At 67.1% G+C, this 24,853-nt stretch carries 30 protein-coding genes; 17 read left to right on the top strand and 13 right to left on the bottom strand.

Translation table 11 applies throughout. The features are described 5' to 3' along the window. Positions 1 to 10 precede the first annotated feature (10 nt). The gene (locus N5I32_RS13050) at positions 11 to 511 is read right to left on the bottom strand and encodes an Lrp/AsnC family transcriptional regulator (protein ID WP_261496315.1); all 501 of its coding nucleotides are present in this window, start codon (positions 509 to 511) and stop codon (positions 11 to 13) included. 164 nt (positions 512 to 675) lie between these two features. Here N5I32_RS13050 and trxB point away from each other — a divergent pair, with 164 nt between their 5' ends. The 3 genes from trxB to N5I32_RS13035 all read left to right on the top strand — a co-directional run bounded on the left by trxB (position 676) and on the right by N5I32_RS13035 (position 4,706). Beyond that, entirely contained in the window at positions 676 to 1,620 is a 945-nt protein-coding gene (gene trxB / locus N5I32_RS13045; RefSeq protein ID WP_261496314.1) for a thioredoxin-disulfide reductase, read from the top strand. Between the two features lie 225 nt (positions 1,621 to 1,845). Beyond that, a complete protein-coding gene (locus tag N5I32_RS13040; protein WP_261496685.1) occupies positions 1,846 to 3,552 on the top strand; it encodes a bifunctional sulfate adenylyltransferase/adenylylsulfate kinase in 1,707 nt (568 codons plus the stop codon). A 134-nt stretch (positions 3,553 to 3,686) separates the two neighbouring features. Further along, positions 3,687 to 4,706, top strand: a complete 1,020-nt coding sequence (locus N5I32_RS13035) for a Hint domain-containing protein (protein WP_261496313.1) — start codon at positions 3,687 to 3,689, stop codon at positions 4,704 to 4,706. Positions 4,707 to 4,790: 84 nt separating this feature from the next. Here the strand turns inward: N5I32_RS13035 and N5I32_RS13030 are convergent, their stop codons facing one another. From N5I32_RS13030 to N5I32_RS13020, 3 genes are read right to left on the bottom strand one after another with little or no spacing between them, the layout of a single operon-like run. Continuing rightward, the gene (locus tag N5I32_RS13030) at positions 4,791 to 5,678 is read right to left on the bottom strand and encodes a PhzF family phenazine biosynthesis protein (protein ID WP_261496312.1); all 888 of its coding nucleotides are present in this window, start codon (positions 5,676 to 5,678) and stop codon (positions 4,791 to 4,793) included. Then, positions 5,675 to 5,902, bottom strand: a complete 228-nt coding sequence (locus tag N5I32_RS13025) for a DUF1150 family protein (RefSeq protein WP_261496311.1) — start codon at positions 5,900 to 5,902, stop codon at positions 5,675 to 5,677. The genes N5I32_RS13030 and N5I32_RS13025 overlap by 4 nt, the downstream gene beginning before the upstream one ends. A 13-nt stretch (positions 5,903 to 5,915) precedes the next feature. Further along, positions 5,916 to 6,329, bottom strand: coding sequence for an Hsp20 family protein (locus N5I32_RS13020; protein ID WP_261496310.1), 414 nt, complete (start codon positions 6,327 to 6,329; stop codon positions 5,916 to 5,918). A 182-nt stretch (positions 6,330 to 6,511) separates the two neighbouring features. Between N5I32_RS13020 and N5I32_RS13015 the strand changes: the two genes are divergently transcribed. The 3 genes from N5I32_RS13015 (at position 6,512) to N5I32_RS13005 (ending at position 8,369) form a co-directional block, all read left to right on the top strand. Beyond that, positions 6,512 to 6,730: a YdcH family protein gene (locus N5I32_RS13015; protein WP_261496309.1), complete on the top strand. Its 219-nt coding sequence runs from the start codon at positions 6,512 to 6,514 to the stop codon at positions 6,728 to 6,730. A gap of 87 nt (positions 6,731 to 6,817) precedes the next feature. Then, positions 6,818 to 7,303 (top strand): 5-(carboxyamino)imidazole ribonucleotide mutase, encoded by a 486-nt coding sequence (purE, locus tag N5I32_RS13010; RefSeq protein ID WP_261496308.1) that lies wholly within the window; start codon positions 6,818 to 6,820, stop codon positions 7,301 to 7,303. Beyond that, the gene (locus N5I32_RS13005; RefSeq protein WP_261496307.1) at positions 7,296 to 8,369 is read left to right on the top strand and encodes a 5-(carboxyamino)imidazole ribonucleotide synthase; all 1,074 of its coding nucleotides are present in this window, start codon (positions 7,296 to 7,298) and stop codon (positions 8,367 to 8,369) included. Before purE ends, N5I32_RS13005 begins: the two co-directional genes overlap by 8 nt. A 7-nt stretch (positions 8,370 to 8,376) precedes the next feature. On the opposite strand, the gene N5I32_RS13000 is transcribed toward N5I32_RS13005, so the two are convergent. Further along, positions 8,377 to 9,102 (bottom strand): alpha/beta fold hydrolase, encoded by a 726-nt coding sequence (locus N5I32_RS13000; RefSeq protein ID WP_261496306.1) that lies wholly within the window; start codon positions 9,100 to 9,102, stop codon positions 8,377 to 8,379. Between the two features lie 63 nt (positions 9,103 to 9,165). Here N5I32_RS13000 and N5I32_RS12995 point away from each other — a divergent pair, with 63 nt between their 5' ends. Genes N5I32_RS12995 through N5I32_RS12985 form a run of 3 tightly spaced genes read left to right on the top strand, consistent with a single transcriptional unit; the run spans position 9,166 to position 10,582 of the window. Beyond that, complete coding sequence (locus N5I32_RS12995; protein WP_261496305.1) at positions 9,166 to 9,609, top strand: NUDIX domain-containing protein; 444 nt, start codon at positions 9,166 to 9,168, stop codon at positions 9,607 to 9,609. Next, positions 9,606 to 10,103 carry a GreA/GreB family elongation factor gene (locus N5I32_RS12990; RefSeq protein ID WP_261496304.1) on the top strand — a complete coding sequence of 166 codons (498 nt, stop codon included), beginning with the start codon at positions 9,606 to 9,608 and terminating at the stop codon, positions 10,101 to 10,103. The genes N5I32_RS12995 and N5I32_RS12990 overlap by 4 nt, the downstream gene beginning before the upstream one ends. Continuing rightward, positions 10,097 to 10,582, top strand: coding sequence for a GNAT family N-acetyltransferase (locus tag N5I32_RS12985; protein ID WP_261496303.1), 486 nt, complete (start codon positions 10,097 to 10,099; stop codon positions 10,580 to 10,582). The genes N5I32_RS12990 and N5I32_RS12985 overlap by 7 nt, the downstream gene beginning before the upstream one ends. Before the next feature lie 13 nt (positions 10,583 to 10,595). Here N5I32_RS12985 and N5I32_RS12980 read toward each other — a convergent pair whose 3' ends face one another. The 3 genes from N5I32_RS12980 to groES all read right to left on the bottom strand — a co-directional run bounded on the left by N5I32_RS12980 (position 10,596) and on the right by groES (position 13,635). Further along, complete coding sequence (locus tag N5I32_RS12980) at positions 10,596 to 11,453, bottom strand: DMT family transporter (protein ID WP_261496302.1); 858 nt, start codon at positions 11,451 to 11,453, stop codon at positions 10,596 to 10,598. A gap of 205 nt (positions 11,454 to 11,658) precedes the next feature. After that, positions 11,659 to 13,299, bottom strand: coding sequence for a chaperonin GroEL (groL, locus tag N5I32_RS12975; RefSeq protein ID WP_261496301.1), 1,641 nt, complete (start codon positions 13,297 to 13,299; stop codon positions 11,659 to 11,661). A 48-nt stretch (positions 13,300 to 13,347) separates the two neighbouring features. Continuing rightward, entirely contained in the window at positions 13,348 to 13,635 is a 288-nt protein-coding gene (gene groES / locus N5I32_RS12970; protein ID WP_261496300.1) for a co-chaperone GroES, read from the bottom strand. Between the two features lie 197 nt (positions 13,636 to 13,832). Between groES and N5I32_RS12965 the strand changes: the two genes are divergently transcribed. From N5I32_RS12965 to N5I32_RS12935, 7 genes are all read left to right on the top strand, one after another. Continuing rightward, positions 13,833 to 14,831: a TraB/GumN family protein gene (locus N5I32_RS12965; protein ID WP_261496299.1), complete on the top strand. Its 999-nt coding sequence runs from the start codon at positions 13,833 to 13,835 to the stop codon at positions 14,829 to 14,831. A 142-nt stretch (positions 14,832 to 14,973) separates the two neighbouring features. Further along, entirely contained in the window at positions 14,974 to 15,894 is a 921-nt protein-coding gene (locus N5I32_RS12960) for a manganese-dependent inorganic pyrophosphatase (protein WP_261496298.1), read from the top strand. A gap of 69 nt (positions 15,895 to 15,963) precedes the next feature. Further along, positions 15,964 to 16,845 carry a TIGR01459 family HAD-type hydrolase gene (locus N5I32_RS12955; RefSeq protein WP_261496297.1) on the top strand — a complete coding sequence of 294 codons (882 nt, stop codon included), beginning with the start codon at positions 15,964 to 15,966 and terminating at the stop codon, positions 16,843 to 16,845. A 123-nt stretch (positions 16,846 to 16,968) separates the two neighbouring features. Continuing rightward, positions 16,969 to 17,412: a MaoC family dehydratase gene (locus N5I32_RS12950; RefSeq protein ID WP_261496296.1), complete on the top strand. Its 444-nt coding sequence runs from the start codon at positions 16,969 to 16,971 to the stop codon at positions 17,410 to 17,412. 29 nt (positions 17,413 to 17,441) lie between these two features. Continuing rightward, complete coding sequence (locus tag N5I32_RS12945; RefSeq protein WP_261496295.1) at positions 17,442 to 18,368, top strand: bifunctional riboflavin kinase/FAD synthetase; 927 nt, start codon at positions 17,442 to 17,444, stop codon at positions 18,366 to 18,368. A gap of 84 nt (positions 18,369 to 18,452) precedes the next feature. Next, the gene (locus N5I32_RS12940) at positions 18,453 to 18,920 is read left to right on the top strand and encodes a YcgN family cysteine cluster protein (RefSeq protein ID WP_261496294.1); all 468 of its coding nucleotides are present in this window, start codon (positions 18,453 to 18,455) and stop codon (positions 18,918 to 18,920) included. Further along, positions 18,920 to 19,972 (top strand): threonine aldolase family protein, encoded by a 1,053-nt coding sequence (locus tag N5I32_RS12935; protein WP_261496293.1) that lies wholly within the window; start codon positions 18,920 to 18,922, stop codon positions 19,970 to 19,972. Before N5I32_RS12940 ends, N5I32_RS12935 begins: the two co-directional genes overlap by 1 nt. Here N5I32_RS12935 and N5I32_RS12930 read toward each other — a convergent pair. Together N5I32_RS12930 and N5I32_RS12925 are read right to left on the bottom strand one after the other, a co-directional pair. Continuing rightward, a complete protein-coding gene (locus tag N5I32_RS12930; protein WP_261496292.1) occupies positions 19,969 to 20,769 on the bottom strand; it encodes an alpha/beta fold hydrolase in 801 nt (266 codons plus the stop codon). The genes N5I32_RS12935 and N5I32_RS12930 overlap by 4 nt on opposite strands. Continuing rightward, positions 20,769 to 21,371 (bottom strand): 2-hydroxychromene-2-carboxylate isomerase, encoded by a 603-nt coding sequence (locus N5I32_RS12925; RefSeq protein ID WP_261496291.1) that lies wholly within the window; start codon positions 21,369 to 21,371, stop codon positions 20,769 to 20,771. Before N5I32_RS12925 ends, N5I32_RS12930 begins: the two co-directional genes overlap by 1 nt. A 110-nt stretch (positions 21,372 to 21,481) precedes the next feature. Between N5I32_RS12925 and N5I32_RS12920 the strand changes: the two genes are divergently transcribed. Continuing rightward, the gene (locus N5I32_RS12920; protein WP_304504879.1) at positions 21,482 to 22,501 is read left to right on the top strand and encodes a ribose-phosphate pyrophosphokinase; all 1,020 of its coding nucleotides are present in this window, start codon (positions 21,482 to 21,484) and stop codon (positions 22,499 to 22,501) included. Positions 22,502 to 22,523: 22 nt separating this feature from the next. Here N5I32_RS12920 and N5I32_RS12915 read toward each other — a convergent pair whose 3' ends face one another. From N5I32_RS12915 to atpD, 3 genes are all read right to left on the bottom strand, one after another. Then, positions 22,524 to 22,874 (bottom strand): H-type lectin domain-containing protein, encoded by a 351-nt coding sequence (locus N5I32_RS12915; protein WP_261496290.1) that lies wholly within the window; start codon positions 22,872 to 22,874, stop codon positions 22,524 to 22,526. A gap of 117 nt (positions 22,875 to 22,991) precedes the next feature. Continuing rightward, the gene (locus tag N5I32_RS12910) at positions 22,992 to 23,390 is read right to left on the bottom strand and encodes a F0F1 ATP synthase subunit epsilon (protein ID WP_261496289.1); all 399 of its coding nucleotides are present in this window, start codon (positions 23,388 to 23,390) and stop codon (positions 22,992 to 22,994) included. 9 nt (positions 23,391 to 23,399) lie between these two features. After that, positions 23,400 to 24,842: a F0F1 ATP synthase subunit beta gene (gene atpD / locus N5I32_RS12905; protein WP_261496288.1), complete on the bottom strand. Its 1,443-nt coding sequence runs from the start codon at positions 24,840 to 24,842 to the stop codon at positions 23,400 to 23,402. Positions 24,843 to 24,853 lie beyond the last annotated feature (11 nt).

The following is a 24,853-nucleotide window of genomic DNA, read 5'->3' as shown; positions in this document are numbered from 1 at the left end:
CGGGGGACCGTCAGGCGAGCCTGGCCAGGCGGTCCTCCAGTACGTCGAAGGGAACCCCCGGTTCGTCCTTGGCCCCCCGGATCACGAGCGAGGTCTTGACGCTCGCCACATTCGGCGCCGAGGTCAGTTGCGCGGTCAGGAACGACTGGAAGGTGGACAGGTCAGGCGCCACGCATTTCAGGATGAAGTCGATCTCTCCGTTCAGCATGTGGCACTCCCGCACCAGCGGCCAGTCGCGGCAGCGCTGTTCGAAGGCCGAGAGGTCGGATTCCGCCTGGCTGTGCAGGCCGACCATCGCGAACACCTGAACCTCGAAGCCCAGTTCGCGCGGGTTGACGTCGGCATGGTAGCCGCGGATGTATCCCGCGTCTTCCAGCGTGCGCACCCGGCGCAGGCAGGGAGGTGCCGAAATGCCCACCCGGCGCGCCAATTCCACGTTGGTCATGCGGCCATCGGCCTGCAACTCCGACAGGATCTTGCGGTCGATCTCGTCGAGTTTGTGTCCGGCCATGGGTCTCTCCTGAAATTTTTGCGGAACTTATCCTCAGGACGGGGCCTGCGCAATATTATTTCACATCCGCGCAATTTCCGGCATGCCGACGCCGGACAGCGGGGGCTTTCCCAAGCGCACGGCGCTGATTATATGGCCGGGGACCGATTTGGAAGAGGGCGGAAATGGGCGAGACGCGGCACACCAGGGTTTTGATCATCGGCTCGGGCCCGGCGGGATATACCGCCGCCGTCTACGCCTCGCGCGCGATGCTGAGCCCGATCCTCGTGCAGGGCATCCAGCCCGGCGGACAGCTGACCATCACCACCGAGGTCGAGAACTGGCCCGGCGACACCGAGGTGCAGGGCCCCGACCTCATGGTCAGGATGGAGGCGCACGCCCGCGCGATGGGGGCCGAGATCATATCGGACCACATCCAGACGCTCGACCTGTCGAAGCGGCCGTTCACCGCCGCGGGCGACAGCGGCACGACCTACACGGCTGACGCGGTGATCCTTGCAACCGGCGCGCAGGCGAAATGGCTTGGCCTGCCCTCCGAAGAGAAATTCAAGGGCTTCGGCGTCTCGGCCTGTGCGACCTGCGACGGGTTCTTCTACCGCGGGCGCGAGGTGGTGGTGATCGGCGGCGGCAACACCGCGGTGGAAGAGGCGCTGTTCCTGACCAACTTCGCCTCGAAGGTCACCGTCATCCACCGCCGCGACAGCTTCCGCGCCGAAAAGATCCTGCAGGACCGGCTTTTCAAGAACCCGAAGATCCAGGTGATGTGGGACCACACGGTCGAGGAAATCCTCGGCACCGAGGCGCCTCTGGGCGTCACCGGAGTGCGTGCCCGCAACATCCGGACGGGTGCGGAAACCGTCGTGCCCTGCGACGGCTTCTTCGTCGCGATCGGGCATGCGCCGGCCTCGGAACTGGTCAAGGATACGCTGGAACTGCACAACGGCGGCTATGTGAAGGTCAGGCCGGGAACGACGGAAACCTCGATCCCCGGTGTCTTCGCGGCCGGCGACCTGACCGATCACGTCTACCGACAGGCGGTCACCTCTGCCGGGATGGGCTGCATGGCGGCACTGGACGCCGAGCGCTGGCTTGCCGGGCACGAAGCCTAGGAACGGGGCCGCCGCGAAGGTTTTTCCCGCGCCGCCGGGCCGGTGGGCCGCTTGTCCCCCGCCCGGCCAGCCGCGCGAAACGGTTTCCCGAATGGCGCAGGCTCTCCGCGATTTCGGTCCGAATTCCCGGGGAAACCTGCCTTTCTCTTGAACTTCTTCCCGTTTCCGGGCAAGTGCGCCGGCAAGGCGGCGACCCGCCGCGTTTCGCCAGAGGCCACGATTCCGATGCAGCTTTCCAACCTCGCTCCGATCCCGGAGCTTTATGTTTCCTACGACTCCGCGCAAAAGCTGAAGCACGAGGCCGCCGCGCTTCCGTCCTGGGACCTCAGCCAGAGGCAGGTCTGCGATCTTGAATTGCTGATGAATGGCGGTTTCCACCCGCTGAAGGGCTTCCTGACCGAGGCCGACTATGACAGCGTCGTGGACACGATGCGGCTGACGACGGGCGATCTGTGGCCGATCCCGGTCACGCTGGACGTGTCCGAAGACTTCGCGGCGAAGGTCGAGCCGGGCCAGGACATCGCACTTCGCGACGCCGAGGGCGTCATCCTTGCGATCATGTCGGTCACCGACAAGTGGGAGCCGAACAAGGCGCGCGAGGCCGAAAAGGTCTTTGGCGCCGACGACATCGCGCACCCTGCCGTCAACTACCTGCACCACAAGGCCGGCAATATCTACCTTGGCGGCCCGATCACCGGCATTCAGCCGCCGGTGCACTACGACTTCAAGGGCCGCCGCGACACCCCGAACGAGTTGCGCGCCTTCTTCCGCAAGCTGGGCTGGCGCAAGATCGTGGCCTTCCAGACCCGCAACCCACTGCACCGCGCGCACCAGGAACTGACCTTCCGCGCGGCGAGGGAAGCGCAGGCGAACCTGCTGATCCACCCGGTCGTCGGCATGACGAAGCCGGGCGACGTTGATCACTTCACCCGCGTGCGCTGCTACGAGGCGGTGCTGGACAAGTATCCGGCCGCGACCACGCATCTGAGCCTTCTGAACCTTGCCATGCGCATGGGTGGCCCGCGCGAGGCGCTGTGGCACGCAATCATCCGCCGCAACCACGGCCTGACGCATTTCATCGTCGGCCGCGATCACGCGGGTCCCGGCAAGAACAGCCAGGGCAAGGATTTCTACGATCCCTATGCCGCGCAGGAACTGGTGCGCGAGCATCAGGCGGAAGTCGGCATCGAGATGGTCGACTTCAAGCAGATGGTCTATGTCCAGGAAAAGGCCCAGTACTTCCCCGTTGACGAAGTGCCGGAAGGTTCGACCGTCCTCGACATCTCGGGCACCGAACTGCGCCGCCGCCTGCGCGAGGGGCTGGAGATTCCGGACTGGTTCTCCTTCCCCGAAGTGGTCACCGAACTGCGCCGCACCTCGCCGCCGCGTGCGAAACAGGGCTTCACCGTCTTCTTCACCGGCTTCTCGGGTTCAGGCAAGTCGACCATCGCCAACGCGCTCATGGTCAAACTGATGGAGATGGGCGGGCGGCCAGTCACGCTTCTCGACGGCGACGTGGTGCGCAAGCACCTGTCGTCGGAACTGGGCTTCTCGAAGGAGCATCGCGACATCAACATCCGCCGCATCGGCTATGTCGCGTCCGAGATCACCAAGAACGGCGGCATCGCCATCTGCGCGCCGATTGCCCCCTACACCGCCACCCGCCGCGCGGTGCGCGAGATGATCGAGGCCTATGGCGCCTTCGTCGAAGTGCATGTCGCAACCTCGATCGAGGAATGCGAACGGCGTGACCGCAAGGGGCTGTACAAGCTGGCGCGCGAGGGCAAGATCAAGGAATTCACAGGCATTTCCGACCCCTATGAGGTGCCGGAAAATCCCGAACTGCGGGTGGAGACCGAGAACGTCGATGTCGACAACTGCGCGCATCAGGTGCTTCTCAAGCTCGAAAGCCTGGGCCTGATCAAGGCCTGAGCGAACGCGACAGGGAACTGCGCGGGGCCGGGCGGCGATGCCCGGCCCTTGGCGTTTCGGGGTCGCGTAAAGCGGGCGTTCACGATTTCCCCCTATCCTTCCCCGGTCTTGTGGCCGTAGCGAAGGATAGCGGGATGGCAGACACAGCAAGCTGGCTCTGGCAGGGTAGCGGCACCTGGCCGGGCTACAGTGCCGGTGCGAACAACGTCATCGGGCACGCGGGCGACGGTCTTTCGATCGATCCCGGCACCTATACGGAAGCTGTCTGGAACGACGCCAACGGCGACGGCATCATCGCCGATTCCGACAGCGAGGGGCGGCGCAGCATGGCCGGCGAGACGGTGACCGTCGACGGCGTCACCAAGGATGTGCTCGAGGTCGGCCGTTTCACCGGCGGCACGATGGAATACAACGGCCAGACGGTCGAGGTGCCGATGATCGTCTGGGTGTTCGAGGACGGAACCCTCGCCGTCCGGATCAACGACAGCGACATCCCACCAGGCGTGCACCACAGCGCGGTGACGAACCTGCAGCTAGGCAAATGGGACGGGACGGAATACGACGGCAGCTATGTCAGCCTGCGCGACGAACCCTTCCTCTGCTTCGCCGCCGGAACCCTCATCGACACGCCGGACGGGCAGAGGCCGGTCGAATCGCTGGTGGCGGGCGATCTGGTGCTGACCGTGGACAACGGGCCGCGCCCGATTCGGTGGGTCGGCAGCCGGCGCATCGCCGGCACCGGCCGCATGGCGCCGATCCTGTTCCGGGCCGGGGCCATCGGCAATGCCCGGGACCTCCGGCTGTCGCCCCAGCACCGCGTGCTGGTGACGGGCTGGCGGGCAGAGCTTCTGTTCGGGCAGGCCGAGATGCTGGCGCCGGCCGTTGCGCTGGTCAACGGCGACACGATCCGGCGCGCGCCGGTGGACGCGGTGACCTATGTCCACCTGCTGTTCGACAGGCACGAACTGATCTGGTCGGAAGGGGCCGCCACCGAAAGCTTCCACCCTGGCGCCTGCGGGATGAAGATGCTGGACGATGCCCAGCGGCAGGAGGTGCTGAGCCTTTTTCCCGAGCTTTCGGTCGAAGGCAGCGTCCCCGCCGCCGCCCGCCCCTGCCTGCGGCCGGGCGAGGCGCGATTGATGCGCGCGGGATGAGCCAAGGCTGAGCCACGACGGGTTTGCGACCCATCCGCAGCCCGTCTGCGGGCGATCGGAGGCCGGGACCGCGTCAGGAAGGGGTTACAGACGAATGCGGCCCTGCATCAGAACGCGGCCCTGCCCGCCCACGCGCACGCCGGTGATCGCCTCGCGGGGGCCGAGAACCTCAATCTGCGCGTGACCGGGGCGGCCCATCAGATGGCCTTGCTCGGCCACGAACCGCGGGCATTCGATCATGCCGTGGCGCCAGAGATAGGCGGCGGCCGGTCCCGCGGCGGACCCGGTGAACGGGTCTTCGGCCGGGCTGGGCGGCGCCATCAGATGGCGCGCAAAGGTCCTGCCGGCCGGGGTGGCGCCTTCGAGCGCGACCAGGTAGGGCTCCATCACCGGGTCACCCGGACGGTCGTAGCGGGCAGAAAAGTCCTTCATCGCCGCAAGGTCGAGCCGCATCCGCCCGAGCACCCCGGCCGAGCGCACCACTGTGACGCAGTAGGGTAGCCCCGAGGTGACGATCTGCGGCGTGCCGACGATGTCGTCCACCTCGATCCCCGAGACCGCGGCGACCTCGGCCGGCGGCACCGCCTCGCGGAACTCGGGCGCGATCTGGGTCATGACGATCTGCGGCATCGCTCCCGGCTGCGCCAGGATCTCGACGCCGATCACGCCGGCCAGCGTTTCGAGCGTCAGGCTGTCGCCCGAGGCCATCCCGCGCTCCAGAAGCGAGGCCACCGTGGCAATGGTCGGGTGGCCCGCGAACGGAATCTCGCGATCCGCCAGAAAGTAGCGCACCCGGAAGTCGGCCACCGCCGAGGGTTCCAGATAGGTGCATTCGGTCAGGCTGGTTTCCCGCACGATCGCCATGCAGGTCCCCGCGTCGATCGCGCCCGCCTGATGGAAAACCGCACAGCCGTTGCCGCCGAAAGGGCGGTCGGTGAAGGCATCGACCCAGTCGAATTCATGCTCGGTCAATGCACGTTCACCGGCGCAAGGTCGTTCTGGCGCGCCAGAAGGAACGCCATCCGGCGATCCCGCACCAGCGCCAGCCGCTCCCCGTCCGCGTCGCAAACGGCATAAAGCGTCTTGACCCCCGGCACCTGCTCCCGGACCTCGTCCGGCAGATCCTCGACCGCGACGGCGCGGACATAGACGATCCGCTCGCCCTTGTCGGGCCCAAAATCGAATTTCGTATCCATGCCTGCCTCCTTCTTACTTGCGCGAGATGCGGATGGTCTGCACCACCGGCTCGGGCACCGACCGCTTCAGGTCGACGTGCAGAAGCCCGTTTTCCATCTGGGCACCCGCCACCTCCACCCCTTCGGCCAGCACGAAGCTGCGCTGGAACGCGCGCGCCGCGATGCCGCGGTGAAGGAAGATGCGCCCCTCCGCCTCATCGGCCTGCCGGCCCCGGATCACCAATTGGCGGTCCTCGACAGTAATCGAAAGGTCATCCTCGCGGAAACCCGCGACCGCCAGCGTGATGCGGAACGCGTTTTCCGACGCCTGCTCGATGTTGAAGGGGGGGTAGCCCTCATTCCCCGATTTCGCGGTGCGCTCGACCAGCCGTTCCAGCTGATCGAAGCCCAGAAGGAAGGGATGGGCGCCAAAGGTCAGTTTTGTCATCTCGGGCAGGTCCTCAGGTTCAAGCGACGTGCGGTCGGGGTCCCGATTCCGGCAACCCCACGTCGGAATATGGGGTGGTCTCCTGCCGCGGGCAAGAGCAGGTGCGCGCCGCAGACGCTTCCCGCGTGGGTCGGGCGTTGATATAGTTTGCAACCGCAGGGAACCGACTCGGGCCAGAAAAAATGAACGCCCCAACGACAATGGACAGCGAAGACGTCTTGCGCGTCAAACTGGAAGTGCTGAAGACCGAACACCGCGATCTGGACGAGGCCATCCACCTGATGGAGGAATCGGGGCGCGCCGATCAGCTTACCCTGCGCCGGCTGAAGAAGCAGAAGCTGGGGCTCAAGGACCGCATCGCCCGGATCGAGGATCTGCTGACGCCCGACATCATCGCGTGACGGCTGGGCCGTTTTTTCGCACCCCGACCCTTGCCGCCTGCCCGCCCGCCGCTATAGTGCGCGCTCCATCCTGAGGGGGAGTTCCGCATGGGCGCGAAGGTCGGCATCATCATGGGGTCGCAGTCGGACTGGCCCACGATGAAGGAGGCCTCCGCGATCCTCGACGAGCTTGGCGTAAGCTACGAGGCGAGGATCGTCTCTGCCCATCGGACGCCCGACCGGCTCTGGTCCTACGGCAAGACCGCCGTCGAGCGCGGGCTTCAGGTGATCATCGCGGGCGCGGGCGGCGCGGCGCATCTGCCCGGCATGATGGCGTCGAAGACGCGGGTGCCGGTCATCGGCGTGCCGATCCAGACCAAGGCGCTGTCGGGGGTCGACAGCCTCTATTCGATCGTGCAGATGCCCCGGGGCTTTCCCGTCGCCACCATGGCGATCGGCGCGGCGGGCGCGGCCAACGCGGGGCTTCTGGCCGCGGGCATCCTGGCGATGACCGACCCCGCGCTTGCCGCACGGCTTGACGCCTGGCGTGAGGCGCTTTCCGCCTCCATCCCCGATGAGCCGCAGGATGACTGAGATGCTGCCCCCCGGTTCCGTCATCGGCATCCTTGGCGGCGGGCAGCTTGGCCGCATGCTGTCGGTCGCGGCTGCGCGTCTGGGCTACCGGACCCATGTCTATGAGCCCGCGGCCAATCCGCCGGCGGCCCATGTCGCGGAACGGGTCGTCACCGCCCCCTACGAGGACGCAGCGGCGCTGCGTGCCTTCGCCGAGGGCGTCGACGTCATCACCTATGAATTCGAGAACGTGCCCACCGCCGCGCTCGATCTTCTGGAAAGCCTGCGGCCGATCCGGCCCAACCGGCGCGCGCTGGCAGTCAGCCAGGACAGGATGCTGGAAAAGGACTTCCTGTCCGGCATCGGCCTGACCACCGCGCCCTATGCCGCCGTGACCACGCTGACGGAGCTTGAGGCCGCCCTTGCCCGCATCGGAACGCCCGCGATCCTGAAGACCACGCGCCTGGGCTATGACGGCAAGGGGCAGGTGCGCATCGCCGACGTTTCAGCCGCCGAAGGGGCGCTGGCCGCGATGCAGGGAGCGGCCTCGGTTCTGGAAGGCTTCGTCACCTTCACGCGCGAGGTCTCGGTCATCGCCGCGCGCGGGCTGAGCGGAGAGGTCGCGGCCTACGATCCGGGCGAGAACGTGCATGTGGATGGTATCCTGTCGACCACGACGGTGCCGGCGACGCTGACGCCGGGCCAGCGGACCGACGCGGTGCTTCTGGCCGCGCGCATCCTCAACGCGCTCGACTATGTCGGCGTGATGGGGGTGGAGCTTTTCGTGACGCCTGCCGGCCTTGTCGTGAACGAGATCGCGCCGCGCGTCCACAACTCGGGCCACTGGACGCAGAACGGCTGCGCGGTCGACCAGTTCGAACAGCACATCCGCGCCATCGCCGGCTGGCCGTTGGGCGACGGGTCGCGGCATGCGGATGTGGTGATGGAAAACCTGATCGGCGACGATGTCGCGCGGGTGCCCCAGATCGCGCGTGAACCGAACGCGGCCATTCACCTCTACGGCAAGGCGGAAGCGCGGCCGGGGCGCAAGATGGGGCACGTCAACCGGGTGCGCCAGCCGGCCTGACACCCGGTCAGCGCCAGAGCCGTTCCACCGCCTGCGTCAGTGTCATCATGTGATCGAAGCGCCCGCTTTCGAGAAACTGCAGCGTTTCGGCGATGACGCGGGGGTTGTTCATGATGAAGGTGTGGCTGGTCGGCAGCACGATGTGGTCGGTCATGCCGCGCATCCGCGTCGAGGCGACCGAGACCTTGCCGTCGTCCTTGCCGTCGATCACCCAGGAATAAATCGGGTTGAAGCTGACATCGCCGGCGATCACGCCCAGATCGAAGCGCGCCGGGCCAAGCCGGTTCGGCGCCGATCCCGGCCCGGTCCCGAGCGACAGGCCCGCCGGCCCCAGGATGCGGGCGAAAAGCTCGACCTCACCGAAGACGTCGATCAGTTCCGATCCGTGATTGGGCGGCGCCAGCATCACCACGCGCCCCATCTCCGGGGGCTGATGGTCGATCAGCCACGCGCGGGCAAGAATGCCCCCCATCGAATGGGTGACGAAGTGGACCCGGTCCTTGCCGCAGGCCGCCACCGCGGGGTCCACGTACTCGGTGACCAGATCGCCGATCGGGGCGGCGGTGGACGGGTAGTCGGGGTTGACGGTCCGGTAGCCCTTGCGCTCCAGCACCGTCTGCATCAGCCGCATCGACCCGTCGGACCGGGCCAGCCCGTGCAGGAGCACGACGCAGTCGGCGCGCGCGGGCAGCGAGAGGGAGAGAAGGCCCAGAAGGATGACGAGGAACCGCATCCGTCCCAGATAGGACGGCGCAGTGCGCTTGCCAATGCCCCCCGTGCGCGCCAGTGTGGCGCCATGACACGCCGTTCCCCCCGTCTGGCCGCCCGCGCGCTGATCCTGAGCGAGGATCGGCTGCTGGTCGTCAACGCCTATCCCGCTGGTGTCTCCGACCTCTGGTGCGCGCCGGGCGGCGGCGTCCACGCCGGAGCCTCCCTGCCCGACAACCTCGCCCGTGAGGTCGAGGAGGAGACGGGCCTGAGGGTGGCGGTGGGCGACCCCTGCCTCGTGAACGAGTTTCACGACCCGACGACCGGCTTTCACCAAGTCGACATCTATTTTCGCTGCCGCCCGCTTTCGACCCTGCCGTCCGTCTGGCGCGACCCCGAGGGGATCGTGACCGAACGCCACTTCGTCACCCGTGCGGAGCTTTCCCGTCTGCGCCACAAGCCCGACAGCCTTGCGGCGGCGGCATGGGGCAGCGGCGTGCTTTACGACCCGCTGGAGGTCATCGTCCGATGAGCCGCGCCTTCGTCAAGGAAGACCGGCCCGATACCGAGCCGCTGCCCGATCTTCCGGTCAGCCCGCATCCGAACTACGTGACCCCGCGAGGGCTGGCTTCGCTCAGGGATCGGCTCGCCGCGCTGCAGGACGACCTCGCACGGCTGCGGGCGCGGCCTGACCGGCTGGATCGCCTGCCCGAACGCGCCGCCGAACGCGACATCCGCTATGTCGAGGCGCGGCTGAGGTCCGCCATCCTGGTCCCCCCCGGGGATATACCGGCCGGAGAGGTTACCTTCGGCACGCGGGTGCGCGTCGCGGACGAGGACGGGCAGGAGCAGTGCTACGAGATCGTGGGCGAAGACGAGGCGGACGCGACACTTGGCCGGATCGCGCCGCATTCGCCGCTGGCGCGCGCGCTTCTGGGGGCGCATGTGGGCGATGTGGTGGAATGGCGGCGGCCGGCGGGGACCACGTCGCTGGAGGTTCTGGCGATCGAGGCGTTGCCATGCTGATCCGCGACCTGATCGCCGGGGTGGATACCGACCTGATCGAGGCGCTTTATGCCGAGGCGGCGGATTACTGGCTGCTCGCGGACCGCGTCCCGCCCGACCGTGCCAAGGCGGAAGCGTTCTTCACCGATGCCCCGCCCGGCGCAGACCTCGCGCTTTCCCACCGGCTCGGGCTGTTCGTGAAGGATCGCCTGTCCGGTGTAGCCGAATTGTCCTTCGGCTTCCCGGAGACCGGTGACGCCTACCTTGGCCTGATGATCCTCGCGCCGCGCTTGCGCGGGCAGGGCTACGGCCACCGCCTGCTGGCCGAGATCGAGGGCCGTGCGCGAGCCTCCGGTGCGCCCCGCCTCTACCTCGCGGTGCTGGACGACAACCCGCGCGGCCGCGCCTTCTGGGAACGCGAGGGCTTCACCCCGACCGGGGTCTGGCGCGATGACGCCGAAACCGGCCACCGCATCCGCCGGATGGTCAAGCCGCTCTGACGCCCCGCGCGGATCAGCGGCGGCGCGGCAGGCTGGCCAGTGCCACGCCCCCCAGCACGACTGCCCCGGCGACCAGCAGGCGCGGTGTCACCGGTTCTCCGATCAGAATCAGCCCGCCGAAGGCCGCGATCACGGGCGCCGACAACTGCGCCACGGCGGCGCGCGCCGCCCCGAGTGCGGGCAGGATCGCATACCAGAGCGCGTATCCGAGGCCCGAGGTAACCGCCCCCGACAGGACGGCGAGCGTCACGCCCGCCGTGTCGGCGGTGCTGCCTGCCCCGGCGACCAGAACGACCAACCCGACCGGCGCGGCCACCAGAAAGTTGCCAGCCGTCGCGCCCAGAGGATCGGCCGCGCCGCGGGCCGAAAGCGAATAGACGCCCCAGCCCACACCGGCCGCGGCCATCAGGAAAACATGCGGAGCACTCAGCGCCGCGCCGCTTCCCGCCCAGGGTGCGAACAGCCAGACAAGCCCGCCGAAGGCCAGCGCGGCCCCGGCCCAGCGCTGGCGCGGCACCGGCTCGGCGATGACAAGGGCGCCGGCCAGCATGGATATCTGCACCATGCCGAACAGGATCAGCGCCCCGCCCCCTGCATCCAGAGACAGATAGGCGAGAGAAAAGCCGAAGAGATAGACCAGAAGTGAAGCCGCCCCCAGCAGCCGGCGCAGGGGTGCAATACGTGACGGCACGCCCCGGCCCGCCGCGCGCCGTGCCAAGACCAGAACGCCCAGCATCGCCGCCCCCGCGACAAGCCGGATCGCCGCGAAATCCACCGCGCCGATATGCCCCGGACCCACGGCCATCCGGTTCAGGACCGAGTTGGCGGCGAAAGCCGTCATCGTCAGCGCCGTCAGCAGGATCAGTCTCACATCGCCCTCGCTGTGCCCGACCCGATGCCGATGCCGGACCTTGGTGCACCATCGCCCGGCGCCGCCGGGGTTGCAAACCGAAACGGAAGCAGCATCTGCACAGGTTCACGATGAGCGCAGCACGAAGGGCCGACGGACCGCTGAGCAAAGCAAAAGGGCCGCTTGCGCGGCCCTTTCGGTGTGCTTTCGCGGTCGGACGACCAGCTTACATCATGTCGCCCATGCCGCCCATGCCGCCCATGCCGCCGCCGGCAGGCGCAGCATCCTTCGGCTTCTCGGCGATCATCGCTTCGGTGGTGATCAGCAGGCCAGCGATCGAGGCCGCATCCTCAAGCGCGGTGCGCACGACCTTGGCCGGGTCGATGACGCCGAACTTGAACATGTCGCCGTATTCCTCGGTCTGGGCGTTGAAGCCGAACTTCGGATCGTTCGACTCGCGCACCTTGCCAGCCACGACCGACCCATCGACACCCGCGTTCTGCGCGATCTGGCGCAGCGGCGCTTCGAGCGCCTTGCGGATGATCACGATCCCGGCGTTCTGGTCGGCGTTCGCGCCGGTCAGCCCTTCGAGCGACTTGGCAGCCTGAACGAGCGCCACGCCGCCGCCGACGACGATGCCTTCCTGGACGGCCGCGCGGGTCGCGTTCAGCGCGTCATCGACGCGGTCCTTGCGCTCCTTCACCTCGACCTCGGTCATGCCGCCGACGCGGATCACGGCGACGCCACCGGCGAGCTTGGCAACCCGCTCCTGCAGCTTTTCGCGGTCGTAATCGCTGGTGGTTTCCTCGATCTGGGTGCGGATCTGGGCGACACGCGCCTCGATCTCCGCCTTCTCGCCGGCACCGTCCACGATGGTGGTGTTGTCCTTGGTGATCGAGATCTTCTTGGCGCGGCCGAGCATGTCGATGCCGACATTCTCAAGCTTCATGCCGAGGTCTTCCGAGATGACCTGGCCGCCGGTGAGGATCGCGATGTCCTGGAGCATCGCCTTGCGGCGATCACCGAAGCCCGGCGCCTTGACGGCAGCGATCTTCAGGCCGCCGCGCAGCTTGTTGACGACGAGCGTGGCGAGCGCCTCGCCCTCGACGTCCTCGGCCACGATCAGCAGCGGCTTCTGCGACTGGATCACGGCCTCGAGCAGCGGCACCATCGGCTGGAGCGACGACAGTTTCTTTTCGTGCAGCAGGATCAGCGCGTCATCCAGTTCCGCGACCATCTTGTCGGGGTTGGTGACGAAGTAGGGCGACAGGTAGCCGCGATCGAACTGCATCCCCTCGACGACGTCGGTCTCGGTCTCGAGGCCCTTGTTCTCCTCGACGGTGATCACGCCCTCGTTGCCGACCTTCTGCATCGCGTCGGCGATCTGGCGGCCGATTTCGGCCTCGCCGTTGGCAGAGATCGTGCCGACCTGCGCAACCTCGGCGCTGTCGGCGACTTTGCGCGCCGCGCCCTTGATGTGCGCCACGGCCTTGTGCACGGCCAGATCGATGCCGCGCTTGAGGTCCATCGGGTTCATGCCGGCCGCGACCGATTTCATGCCTTCGCGGACGATCGCCTGGGCGAGAACCGTGGCGGTCGTGGTGCCGTCGCCGGCCTCGTCATTGGTACGCGAGGCGACTTCCTTCACCATCTGCGCGCCCATGTTCTCGAACTTGTCGGAAAGCTCGACTTCCTTGGCGACCGACACACCGTCCTTGGTGATGCGCGGCGCGCCGAAGGATTTCTCGATCACGACGTTGCGGCCCTTGGGGCCGAGGGTCACCTTCACCGCATCGGCAAGGATGTTGACGCCGCGCAGCATGCGATCGCGGGCATCGGAATCGAACTTGACGTCCTTAGCAGCCATGTTGGCTTCTCCTGGTTGTCTGGTTGGAAGGGAAGGTCAGGGACAGGCTCAGGCGATGATGCCGAGGATGTCGCTTTCCTTCATGATCAGCAGTTCCTGGCCGTCGAGCGTGACTTCGGTGCCCGACCACTTGCCAAAGAGAACCCGGTCGCCGGCCTTGACCGACATCGCGATCAGTTCGCCCGAGTCCTTGCGCGCGCCTTCGCCACAGGCGACAACCTCGCCCTCGGCCGGCTTTTCCTTCGCGCTGTCGGGGATGATCAGACCGCCCTTGGTCTTCTCGTCGCTTTCCACACGCTTGACCAGAACGCGGTCATGAAGCGGTTTGAATGCCATCTGGTAACACTCCCTAGGTTCCAGGTTTGAATGTGATTAGCACTCACAAAGAGCGAGTGCTAACGCGCCGTAATTAGGATCGACGCACGCCGGAGTCAACAGGCTTGCTGTTCGAAATCTCCGCGCATTCCACACTGGATTTGCCGCGCCTCCCGTGTCAGCGTGCCGACAGGATGACCTGAGGAACCGCCGACCAGATGATTGCCCCTCTCCGACTGGCCCTCGCCTTCGCCGCCCTCGTTGCGCCTGCCCCGATCCTTGCCCAATGCGCCGGGCAGAACCTGATCGACACGCTGGCTCCGGAGGCGCGCGCCTCGCTCGAAGCCGGGACGACGGTGCATCCCTATGCGACCGGCAACCGCTATGTGGCCACGAAAGGCGCCAACATCATTCATTTCGTCGGCACGCTGCATGTCTATGATGCGCGGATGGAAGCTCCGCTTGAGCGGATTCGCGATGTGCTTGCCCATACGGATGCGGTCTATGTCGAAGCGACCGAGGCCGAACAGGCGCAACTGAAATCGGAGATTTCCAAACGCCCCGAGCTCATCTTCGCGACCGAGGGGGCGACACTGCCCGAACGCCTGGGTCAAGCCGACTGGTCGATCCTGTCCGGCGAACTGGCCGCGCGCGGGATGCCGGCCGTGCTCGCCTCCAAGCTCAGGCCCTGGTACGCGACCGCAATCCTGGGGCTGCCGCCCTGCGCGATCAAGGAACTGGGCGGGCAGGCGAACGGGCTCGACAAGCTGATCATGGACGCGGCGGCCGAGGCGCGGGTGCCCGTCCACGCGCTTGAACCCTACGACGCCGCGATCCGCGTGTTCACCGACATGGACGATGCCGACCAGCTGGACATCCTGCGGTCGTCGCTGCCGCTGCTGGATGAGGCCGAAAACGTCTATGAAACCCTGGTCGAGTCCTACTTCAACGAGGAAAACCGGCTGTTCTGGGAATACACGCGCCAGCGTTCGGTCGCGGAATCGCCCGAGGATCCCGAAACCGCCGCCGCCGATTTCGCACGGATGGAGGATGCGCTGCTGATCCGGCGCAATTATTCCTGGATCGAGCCGATCCTGAAGGCGGCCGAAGGCAAGGAAATCATCGTCGCCGTCGGAGCCGCGCACCTGTCGGGCGTCAACGGCATCCTCGCGCTGGTCGAGGAGCACGGATACCGCATCGACCGCGAATCCTTCTGATCGCCACGCGCCTGCCGCCCTGGGCCCACACCCGCCGCACCGGGTCAACGCGGCCTTGCGTCCGGGGCATGCCCGTGCGCGTGACAAGGGCGCGTGACCTGCCTATAAGGCGCGCGAAACCCCATAAACAAACGGACGCCCCATGACGATCAAGGTCCTTGGCCACAAATCCCCCGACACCGATTCCACCGGCTCCCCCATCATCTGGGCCTGGTTTCTGACCGAGGTGAAGGGCACCCCGGCGCAGCCCGTGCTTCTGGGCGAACCCAATACCGAGGCCGCTTTCGTGCTGAAGCGCTGGGACCTGCCGAAGCCCGAAATCATCGCCGACGTGGCCGCGGGCGAGGCTTGCGTCATCGTCGACACCAACAACCCCGCCGAACTGCCCGCCTCGATCAACGAGGCGAACGTGATCCAGATCATCGACCACCACCTTCTGGCCGGCGGGCTGAAGACGAAGGGACCGATCGACATCACCATTCGTCCGCTTGCCTGCACCGCCACCATCATGCACGACCTGATGGGTGCGGACGCGGCGAAGATGCCGGACAGCATCAAGTGCGCGATGCTGTCGTGCATCCTGTCGGACACGCTCGAATTCCGCTCGCCCACCACCACCGCGCATGACCGCGCCGTGGCCGAGGATCTGGCCCGCCAGCTTGGCATTTCGATCCCCGACTACGCGGCGGAGCTTTTCGCGGCGAAGTCCGACGTCTCCGCCTTCTCGGACGCCGAACTCCTGCGGATGGATTCCAAGGAATACACGGTAGAGGGCGTGGATCTGCGCGTTTCGGTGCTCGAGACGACCTCGCCGAAGATGGTGCTGGACCGCAAGGATAGCCTGATGGCGTCGATGGAAGGCGTGGCAAAGGAAGACGGCGCAGACCAGGTGCTGCTGTTCGTGGTCGACATCCTGCGCGAGGAAGCGACGCTGCTGGTGCCCAACGACACGGTGAAGAAGATCGCCGAAGCCTCCTTCGGCTGCACCGTCACCGGCGACGCGGTCGTCCTGCCGGGGATCATGAGCCGGAAAAAGCAGATCATCCCCGCGCTCAAGATGTGATGGTGACGGGCGTCGGCGCTGCGCCGGCGTCCGCCTTGCCGGCGCCGAAACCTTCGAAGGAACAGCCCCTTGACCCCGATCATCGCCGCGCTTTCCGATATCGCCGCCCGCTATGACGTGCTGTTCTGCGACCTCTGGGGCTGCGTCCATGACGGGCTGCGCCCCTTCCCCGCCGCGGTCTCCGCCCTGCGGGACTATCGCGCGCGGGGCGGCAAGGTCGTGCTGGTTACGAACTCCCCCCGCCCGCGCGCCGACGTGGCGACCCAGCTTGACGCGATGGGCGTGCCGCGCGACGTCTGGGACACGATCGCCAGTTCGGGCGATTCCGCACGCGCGGCGATGTTCCAGGGAGCGGTGGGGCAGAGGGTGCATTTCATCGGCAGCCCCGAGACCGACATGGGCTTCTTCACGCCGCTGAAGATCCAGCAGAACCCGGTCGCGATCGAGATCGTTCCGCTGGAAGAAGCCGAAGGCATCGTCTGCACCGGGCCGCGCGATCCCTATGCCGATCCGGCGGTGAACCGGCCGGAGTTCCTGTTCGCCAAGGCGAAGGGACTGAAGCTTCTCTGCGCCAACCCCGACATCGTCGTGGACCGGGGCGAGAGGCGCGAGTGGTGCGCCGGGGCGCTGGCGCGGCTTTATACCGAGATGGGGGGCGAGAGCCTCTATTTCGGCAAGCCACACCCGCCGATCTACGATCTTGCGCGCCGCAGGGCCGCCGCGCTGACCGGCGCCGAACCCGAAGCGGGCCGGATCCTGGCCATCGGCGACGGCATCGCGACCGACGTGCTGGGGGGCTTGGGCGAAGGGATCGACACGCTTTTCGTCACCGGCGGGCTGTCGGTGGCGGAATTCGGCGCGGACGCCGAAAACCCCGACCCGACCCGCCTTCAAGACTGGCTGGCGGCGCAGGAAATCACGCCCACCTATGCCATCGGGCGCCTGCGCTGAGGCTGCGTCGCAACATTATTGCGACTTTCATATCATTGACGTAAATTTATTGCCGGATGGATTGCGTCCGCCATGCCGCATGTGCTATGCCGCAGCGCAGTAACCTGACCGGGATTCGCGATGATGCTCGACAATCTTCCCCGCGGCACGATCTGCATCGAGGATCTGGAAATCGGCATGATCCGCTACCTCCGCAAGGAGGTGACGGATCGCGACATCGAGCTGTTCGCCGAGGTTTCGACCGACCGCAACCCGGTGCATCTGGACGACGACTACGCCCGCGACACGATCTTCCAGGGCCGGATTGCCCACGGCATGCTGACGGCGGGCCTGATCTCGGCGGTGATCGGCGAACAACTTCCCGGCCACGGCACCGTCTATCTGGGCCAGTCGCTCAAGTTCATGGCACCCGTCCGCCCCGGCGACGTGGTCTATGCCGAGGTCAAGGTGACAGCGATCGACCACGCCCGGCGCCGGGTGACCCTTGAAACCCATTGCGCGGTGGGCGATACGGTTGTGCTGAAGGGCGAGGCGCTGGTTCTGGCGCCAAGCCGCAAGTTCGACTGATCCGGCGGGCCGCCCGCCAACGGGGGCCGATGCGGACGCATACTCACTGGACGGGGCTTTCGGCAAAGGACCGCGGGGCGTCTGTTGCCATGGGGAACTTCGATGGCGTTCACCTGGGCCACCAGTCGGTCATCGACCGCGCGCGGCGCCCGGACGCGCCCCTTGGCATCGTCACCTTCGAGCCCCATCCGCGGCAGTTCTTCGCCCCTGCCGCCCCCGCATTCCGCCTAATGAACGCCGAAGCGCGCGGGCATCGGCTGCAAAAGCTGGGCGTCGACCAGCTCTACGTTCTTCCCTTCGACGGCGCGCTGGCCGGGATGGAGGCCGAGACCTTCGTGCGTGACGTCCTGGTTGCCGGACTTGGCGTTTCCCATGTCACCGTCGGGGCCGACTTCTGCTTCGGTCGCGGCCGCAAGGGCACGGTGGACACACTGCGCGCGCAGGGCGCCGGGCTTGGCTTCGGTGTCACCATCGCCGACCTCGTCGCCATCGACGGGGTGGAGATATCGTCTACCGCGATCCGCCAGGCACTGGCCGTTGGCCGCCCGCGCGACGCCGCGCGGATGCTGGGCCACTGGCACCGGATCGAGGGAGAGGTGGTGCACGGCCACAAGCGCGGGCGGGACCTGAGCTTTCCCACCGCCAACATGATCCTCGACGGGCTGCACCTGCCTAGGTTCGGCGTCTACGCGGTCAAGGTCGACGTGCTGACCGGCCCGCAAGCAGGCAACTACCTTGGCGCGGCAAGCCTGGGCGTGCGGCCGATGTTCGGAGAGAACCATCCCAACCTCGAGACCCACCTGTTCGACTTCGCCGGCGATCTTTACGGCCAGCACCTCTCGGTTGCGCTGGTCGAGTATCTTCGACCCGAGATGACCTTCGACGGGCTCGACGCGCTCATCGCCCGGATGCAGGAAGACTGTGCACAGGCGCGCGCGATCCTTGCCGAGGTCTGACGCTCGCCCGGTTTCGACCGCCGGCGCCCGGCCACTCGGTTCCGCCCTTCCCTTCAGCGCTGCGTTGCGCCTATGTTGCGGCCCATGACGCACCCTCGCCGCCCGGCCCCTCAGTCGCGACCCGCCTTCTGGACGCGCCCGCTTTCCACCCTCAACGCCGAGGAGTGGGAGGCGCTCTGCGACGGCTGCGGCAAGTGCTGCCTGAACAAGCTCGAGGATGCCGACACCGGCGAGGTCTTCTTCACCCGCGTCGCCTGCCGGCTGCTGGACGATCAGACCTGCCGCTGCAGCCAGTACGAGAACCGCAAGACCTTCGTGCCCGAATGCGTCGTGCTCACGCCCGGCACGCTGAAGGACATCGCCTACTGGATGCCTTCGACCTGCGCCTATCGTCTTCTGGCCGAGGGCAAGCCCCTGCCGGACTGGCATCCGCTGCTGACGGGCGATCCAGACAGCGTGCATGCTGCAGGCATGTCCGTGCGCGGCTGGACCGTGCCGGAGTTCGAGGTGCCCGAGGAAGACTGGGAAGACCATATCATCGAGGATCAGTGATGGAATTCGGATCGGACAACAACGCGGGAACGGCCCCCGCGATCCTGGACGCGGTGGTGGCCTGCAACGGCGGGCCGGCGCCTTCCTACGGCAACGACCCGATCATGGCGCGTGTCCGTGACCGCATCCGCACGATCTTCGAGGCGCCCGGGGCCGAGGTCTTCCTGGTCGCGACCGGGACCGCGGCCAATGCCCTGGCGATCGCCTGCTTCTGCCCCCCCTGGGGCGCGGTCTTTGCCCATGAAGCCGCCCACGCCGAGGTGGACGAGTGCGGCGCGCCGGAATTCTACACCGGCGGGGCAAAGATGCGGCTGGTCGGCGGGCGCGACGGCAAGATGACGGCGGCGGACCTGCGCGCGCGGATCGCCGCGACCGGGCAAGGCGACGTGCATTCTGTGCAACGAGGGCTTGTCAGCCTGACCAATGTGACCGAGGCGGGCAGCGTCTACTCCCTTGCGGAAATCACGGCGCTGGCCGGTGTGGCGAAGGACTTCGGATTGCCGGTGCATCTGGACGGCGCGCGCTTTGCCAACGCCATCGTCGCCACCGGGGCCACGCCGGCCGAGATGACGTGGAAGGCGGGCGTCGATGTCCTGTCCTTCGGTGGCACCAAGAACGGCTGCATGGGCGTCGAGGCGGTGGTGCTGTTCGACCCCTCCCGCGCCTGGGAATTCGCGCTCAGGCGCAAGCGGGGCGGGCATCTCTTCTCCAAGCACCGGTATCTGTCGGCGCAGATGGATGCCTATCTGGACGGCGGCCTCTGGCTCGACCTGGCGCGGCACGCGAACGGCATGGCCGCGCGGCTCGAATCCGGCCTTCGCAGCGTGCCGGATGTGGCCTTCGCGTTTCCGCGCGATGCCAACATCCAGTTCGTGACGATGCCGCGGCGCGTTCATGCCCGCGCGATGGCTGCCGGGGCGCATTACTACCTGATGCCGCATGGCACATCGCTTGACGGCGACCCGGAGGAACGGTTGCTCTGTCGTCTCGTGACCTCATGGGCGACAACGGAGGTGGAGGTGGACCGCTTCCTGGCTGTCGTGCGGGGTTAACCGCGGTCCAGATTGACCGCGATCAGGCCCGCCACCTCCCGCGGATGGGTGACGGGCAGCAGGTGCGCCGCCCCTGGAACGGTCGCCACGCCTACGTCCGGCAGGCGGGCGGCGATGGCCTCGGCGATGGCCGCAACGATGGCGGGCGAGCGGTCGCCACGGATCAGGAGAACCGGCATGTCGAGGCTCTCAAGCCCGTCGGGACGCAGGACGCGCCCGCTGTCGGCGCTGAGCGCGGGGTCGGCGGCGGGGATCAGGTGGATGCGGTCGACCAGCGCGCGGCGGCTTTCGGCGGGCAAGTCATCCCACGCCGCACCCGTGCCCCATAGCGTGGTGAAGATGGCGGCGGCCGCGTCCAGCCGCCCCTCGGCCATCGCCTGCTCGAAGGGCGCGATCTCGGCTTGATAGGCGTCCCAGACCGGCGTGCCGCGCACGGCAGCAAAAAGAACGGGTTCGATCAGCGTCAGCGTCCGGACCGCCTCGGGCGCGGCAAGCGCCAGCCTGAGCGCGGTCACCGCGCCTAAGGAATGGCCGATCAGGTCGAGCGGGCGGTCGATGAAACTGGCCGCGACCTGCGCGCAGAGGCGCGGATAGTCGCCCTGCCCGTCCCAGTCGCCCGACCGACCGTGCCCCGGCAGGTCGAACGCGGTCGCCGAGAGGCGCGCGTCCAGGTGCGAGATCACGCCCGACCAGGCCCCCGAATGGGCAAGACCGCAGTGAATGGCGAGTGCGGGCCTTTCCCCATGCCCCATGACACGCCAGTGGGTCTGGTGGCCTGCCCGCAGCCCCTCGGGCATCAGAGCTTGCCGGCCAGATGCAGGTCGAGGTCGCCGAGCCGGTCCTGCCCCCAGAACCTTTCGCCGCTATCGACCACGTAGAAGGGCGATCCGAAGGCCCCGGCCGCCACGGCTTCCTCCAGGTTGCGGGCGTAAGTCTCCGCCCCCATCAGCATGCCCGAGAAGGCAAGCCCCGGATCGAAGCCATGCGCCTTCAGCAGATCGGTCACGACCTCGTCTTCGGCGATGTTGCGATTTTCGGCCCAGCAGGCGCGCAGGAAACCGTGCACTAGCGCGCCCAGATCGCCCCCGCCCCCCTTCGCTTGCGCCGCGATGATGGCATAGGCCGCAGGTGCGGGGTTGGTCGGAAAGAACATCGGACGCAGGTTGATCGGCATGTCCAGTTTCGCCGCCTGCCGACGCAGTTCCTGCAGGCGGTACTCCTTCCGGCTGTCGGGACGCTCGGCCAGCGGCGTGCCGCCGGTGCGCGCGAACAGGCCCGCGATGTCGACCGGCTTGTAGGTGATCGTGGCGCCGTGGCGGGCTGCGATCTCTTCCAGCCGGGTGCCGGCCAGATAGGCGAAGGGCGAAATCGTGGTGAAGTAGTAGTCGATATGCGCCACCGCTCTCTGCTCCTCGTCCTTGGGTTTGCGGGCAGGCTAGCCCGGTGATAAGCGGGGTGCAACGTCACGAATCTGTCACTCCTCCCGGCTCCACCCTCAAGGACGCGATCATGCCCTCCATGACCGAACCGAAACTCATTTCCGGCAACTCGAACCGTCCGCTGGCGATGTCCATCGCCCGGCGGATGTCCATGCACCGGGGGATGAGCGTGGGTCTGGTCGATGCCCGCGTGGAACGCTTCAACGATCAGGAAATCTTCGTCGAGGTGTTCGAGAACGTCCGCGGCGAGGACATGTTCATCATCCAGTCGACGTCGAATCCGGCGAACGACAACCTGATGGAGCTTCTGATCATGACCGACGCCCTGCGTCGGTCCTCGGCCGCGCGGATCACCGCCGTGATCCCCTATTTCGGCTACGCCCGCCAGGACCGCCGCGCCAAGGCGCGCACCCCGATTTCGGCCAAGCTTGTCGCGAACCTCCTGACCCGGTCGGGGGTGGAACGGGTGCTGACGCTGGACCTTCACGCCGCCCAGATACAGGGCTTCTTCGACATCCCCGTGGACAACCTTTATGCCTCGCCGATCTTCGCGCTGGATATCGAGCATCACTTCAAGGGCAAGCTGGGCGAGTTGATGATCGTGTCGCCCGATGTCGGCGGCGTCGCCCGCGCGCGCGAGATCGCCAAGCGGATCAACGCGCCCCTTGCCATCGTCGACAAGCGCCGCGAGAAGGCGGGCGAGGTCGCGGGCATGACCGTCATCGGCAATGTCGAGGGCAAGACCTGCATCATCGTCGACGACATCTGCGACACGGCCGGAACGCTCTGCAAGGCGGCCGAGGTGCTGATGGAGAACGGCGCGCAGGAGGTTCACGCCTACATCACCCACGGCGTCATGTCCGGCCCGGCGGTGGAGCGGGTGCAGAACTCGGTCATGAAAAGCCTTGTCCTGACTGACTCGATCGAGCCGACGGAAGCCGTGCGCAAGGCCGGCAACATCCGCATCGTTCCTACCGCGCCGATGTTCGCCCAGGCGATCCTCAACATCTGGTCCGGCACGTCGGTGTCCTCGCTTTTCGAGACCGAGACTCTCAGCCCGATCTATGAGGGCATGTATTCGCGCGGCTGACCTTCCGGCAGGCCCCGCGCCTTCAGTCCACGTCCCAATCGTCGTCGTGGACAACCTCGCCCAGCGCCAGCCAGTCGGCGCGCATGCGCGCGATGCGGGTGTCGCCCCAGGTCCGGAACACGACATCGAACCCTTCCGGCGTCACGTTCTCTGCCACGATCTCGGCCCGCATGTTGGTGGCGTGATGCACGTCCCACATGCTGAGCGTGACGTGAACAACCGGAGTGCTGCGGAAGGGGCCCGAGAACGCGACCGATCGGCGCGCCTCGCGCGGGCCCTGCGCGCTCCACATCGGCCCGCCATCCTCGAAATCCGAAAACAGGGTGATCGCCCCCTGCTCCAGCCCCAGAACCCCGCTGTCTATCCGGCGCATGCTGCCCCCGCTTGCTCGGCGTGATCGTAGCGCGGCGGGCGAGGTGGCAAAACCCCTGACGCGCCAAAAGGAAAAGGCGGGGCCGCGACCCCGCCTTTTCGTCGATCTTCGCCCGCCTCAGAGACCGAGCGCGGATTTCAGCGCCTGAAGGTCCGCGACAAGCTTGTTCGCCGCGTCCTTGCCTTCGGCCGGCGCCGCGCCGGCCTCAGCCGTGGCATCCGCGATCAGCGCATCCATGTCGGCCGCCTTCACCTCGCCGCGCGGCATGGCGCGCTCGGCCAGGACCGAGGCGCCGGCCGCCGTGATCTCGGCGAACCCGCCGGTGACGGCATAGTCCGAGGTGCTTTCGGCCGAGACGACGGTCAGGATGCCGGGACGCAGCGTCGTGATCAGGGCTGCGTGATCGGGCATCGCCGTCAGGTCGCCATCGGCGCCCGGAATGCGCACCTCGCGTGCCTGAACGGAGGCAAGCCGCCGTTCAGGGCTGACGAGGTCGAACTGCATCGTATCGGCCATGTCGCCCCCTTACGCCGCTTCCGCGGCCAGACGCTGCGCCTTGGCTTTCACTTCCTCGATGTCGCCGACCATGTAGAAGGCCGCTTCGGGCAGGTGATCGTATTCACCGGCCACGACCGCCTTGAACGAGGCGATGGTCTTGTCGAGCGGCACCTGAACGCCGTCCGAACCGGTGAAGACCTTGGCCACGTCGAAGGGCTGCGACAGGAAGCGCTGGATCTTCCGGGCGCGGGCCACCGTCAGCTTGTCCTCTTCCGACAGTTCGTCCATGCCGAGGATGGCGATGATGTCCTGAAGCGACTTGTAGCGCTGAAGGATCCCCTGGACGTCACGGGCAACCTGGTAGTGCTCTTCGCCCACGACGGCCGGGTCGAGGATCCGGCTGGTCGAGTCGAGCGGGTCCACCGCCGGGTAGATGCCCAGCTCCGAGATCGCGCGCGACAGCACCGTGGTGGCGTCGAGGTGGGCGAAGGACGTGGCCGGCGCGGGGTCGGTCAGGTCGTCGGCCGGAACGTAGATGGCCTGCACCGAGGTGATCGAGCCGGCCTTGGTCGAGGTGATGCGTTCCTGCATCGCGCCCATGTCGGTCGCAAGCGTCGGCTGATAGCCCACGGCCGAAGGAATACGGCCGAGAAGGGCCGACACTTCCGAACCGGCCTGCGTGAAGCGGAAGATGTTGTCGACGAAGAACAGAACGTCCGTCCCGGACTGGTCGCGGAACTGTTCGGCCAGCGTCAGGCCCGACAGCGCGACGCGCATGCGCGCCCCCGGCGGCTCGTTCATCTGACCGTAGACAAGGGCCACCTTGGACTTTTCCAGATCGTCCGGGACGATGACGCCCGACTCGATCATCTCGTGGTAAAGGTCGTTACCCTCACGGGTCCGTTCGCCGACGCCGGCGAAGACCGAGAAGCCGGAGTGCACCTTGGCGATGTTGTTGATCAGTTCCATGATCAGAACCGTCTTGCCCACGCCGGCGCCGCCGAAGAGGCCGATCTTGCCGCCCTTGGAGTAGGGCGCCAGCAGGTCGATGACCTTGATGCCGGTAACCAGGATTTCCGACGACGTCGCCTGTTCGTTGAACTCCGGCGCCGGCTGGTGGATGGCGCGGGTTTCCTTTGCCGTGACCGGGCCCTTTTCGTCCACCGGCTCGCCGATGACGTTGAGGATGCGGCCGAGGGTCGGGTTGCCGACCGGAACCGAGATCGGGCCGCCGGTGTCCTTTACCGGCGCGCCGCGCACGAGGCCCTCGGTGGCGTCCATGGCGACGGTGCGCACGGTGTTCTCACCCAGGTGCTGGGCGACTTCCAGAACCAGCCGCTTGCCGTTGTTCTCGGTTTCGAGCGCGTTCAGAATCGCCGGCAGTTGATCGTCGAACTGCACGTCCACGACGGCGCCGATGACCTGCGTCACCCTGCCCGTTGCGACGGCTGCTTTCGGTGCTTTTGCCATCTAGTTTCTCC

Source organism: Albidovulum sediminis (assembly GCF_025380365.1).
GTDB lineage: Bacteria > Pseudomonadota > Alphaproteobacteria > Rhodobacterales > Rhodobacteraceae > Albidovulum > Albidovulum sediminis.
The sequence above is the reverse complement of the archived record's forward strand: the minus strand, read 5'-3'. Positions and strand labels throughout refer to the sequence as shown.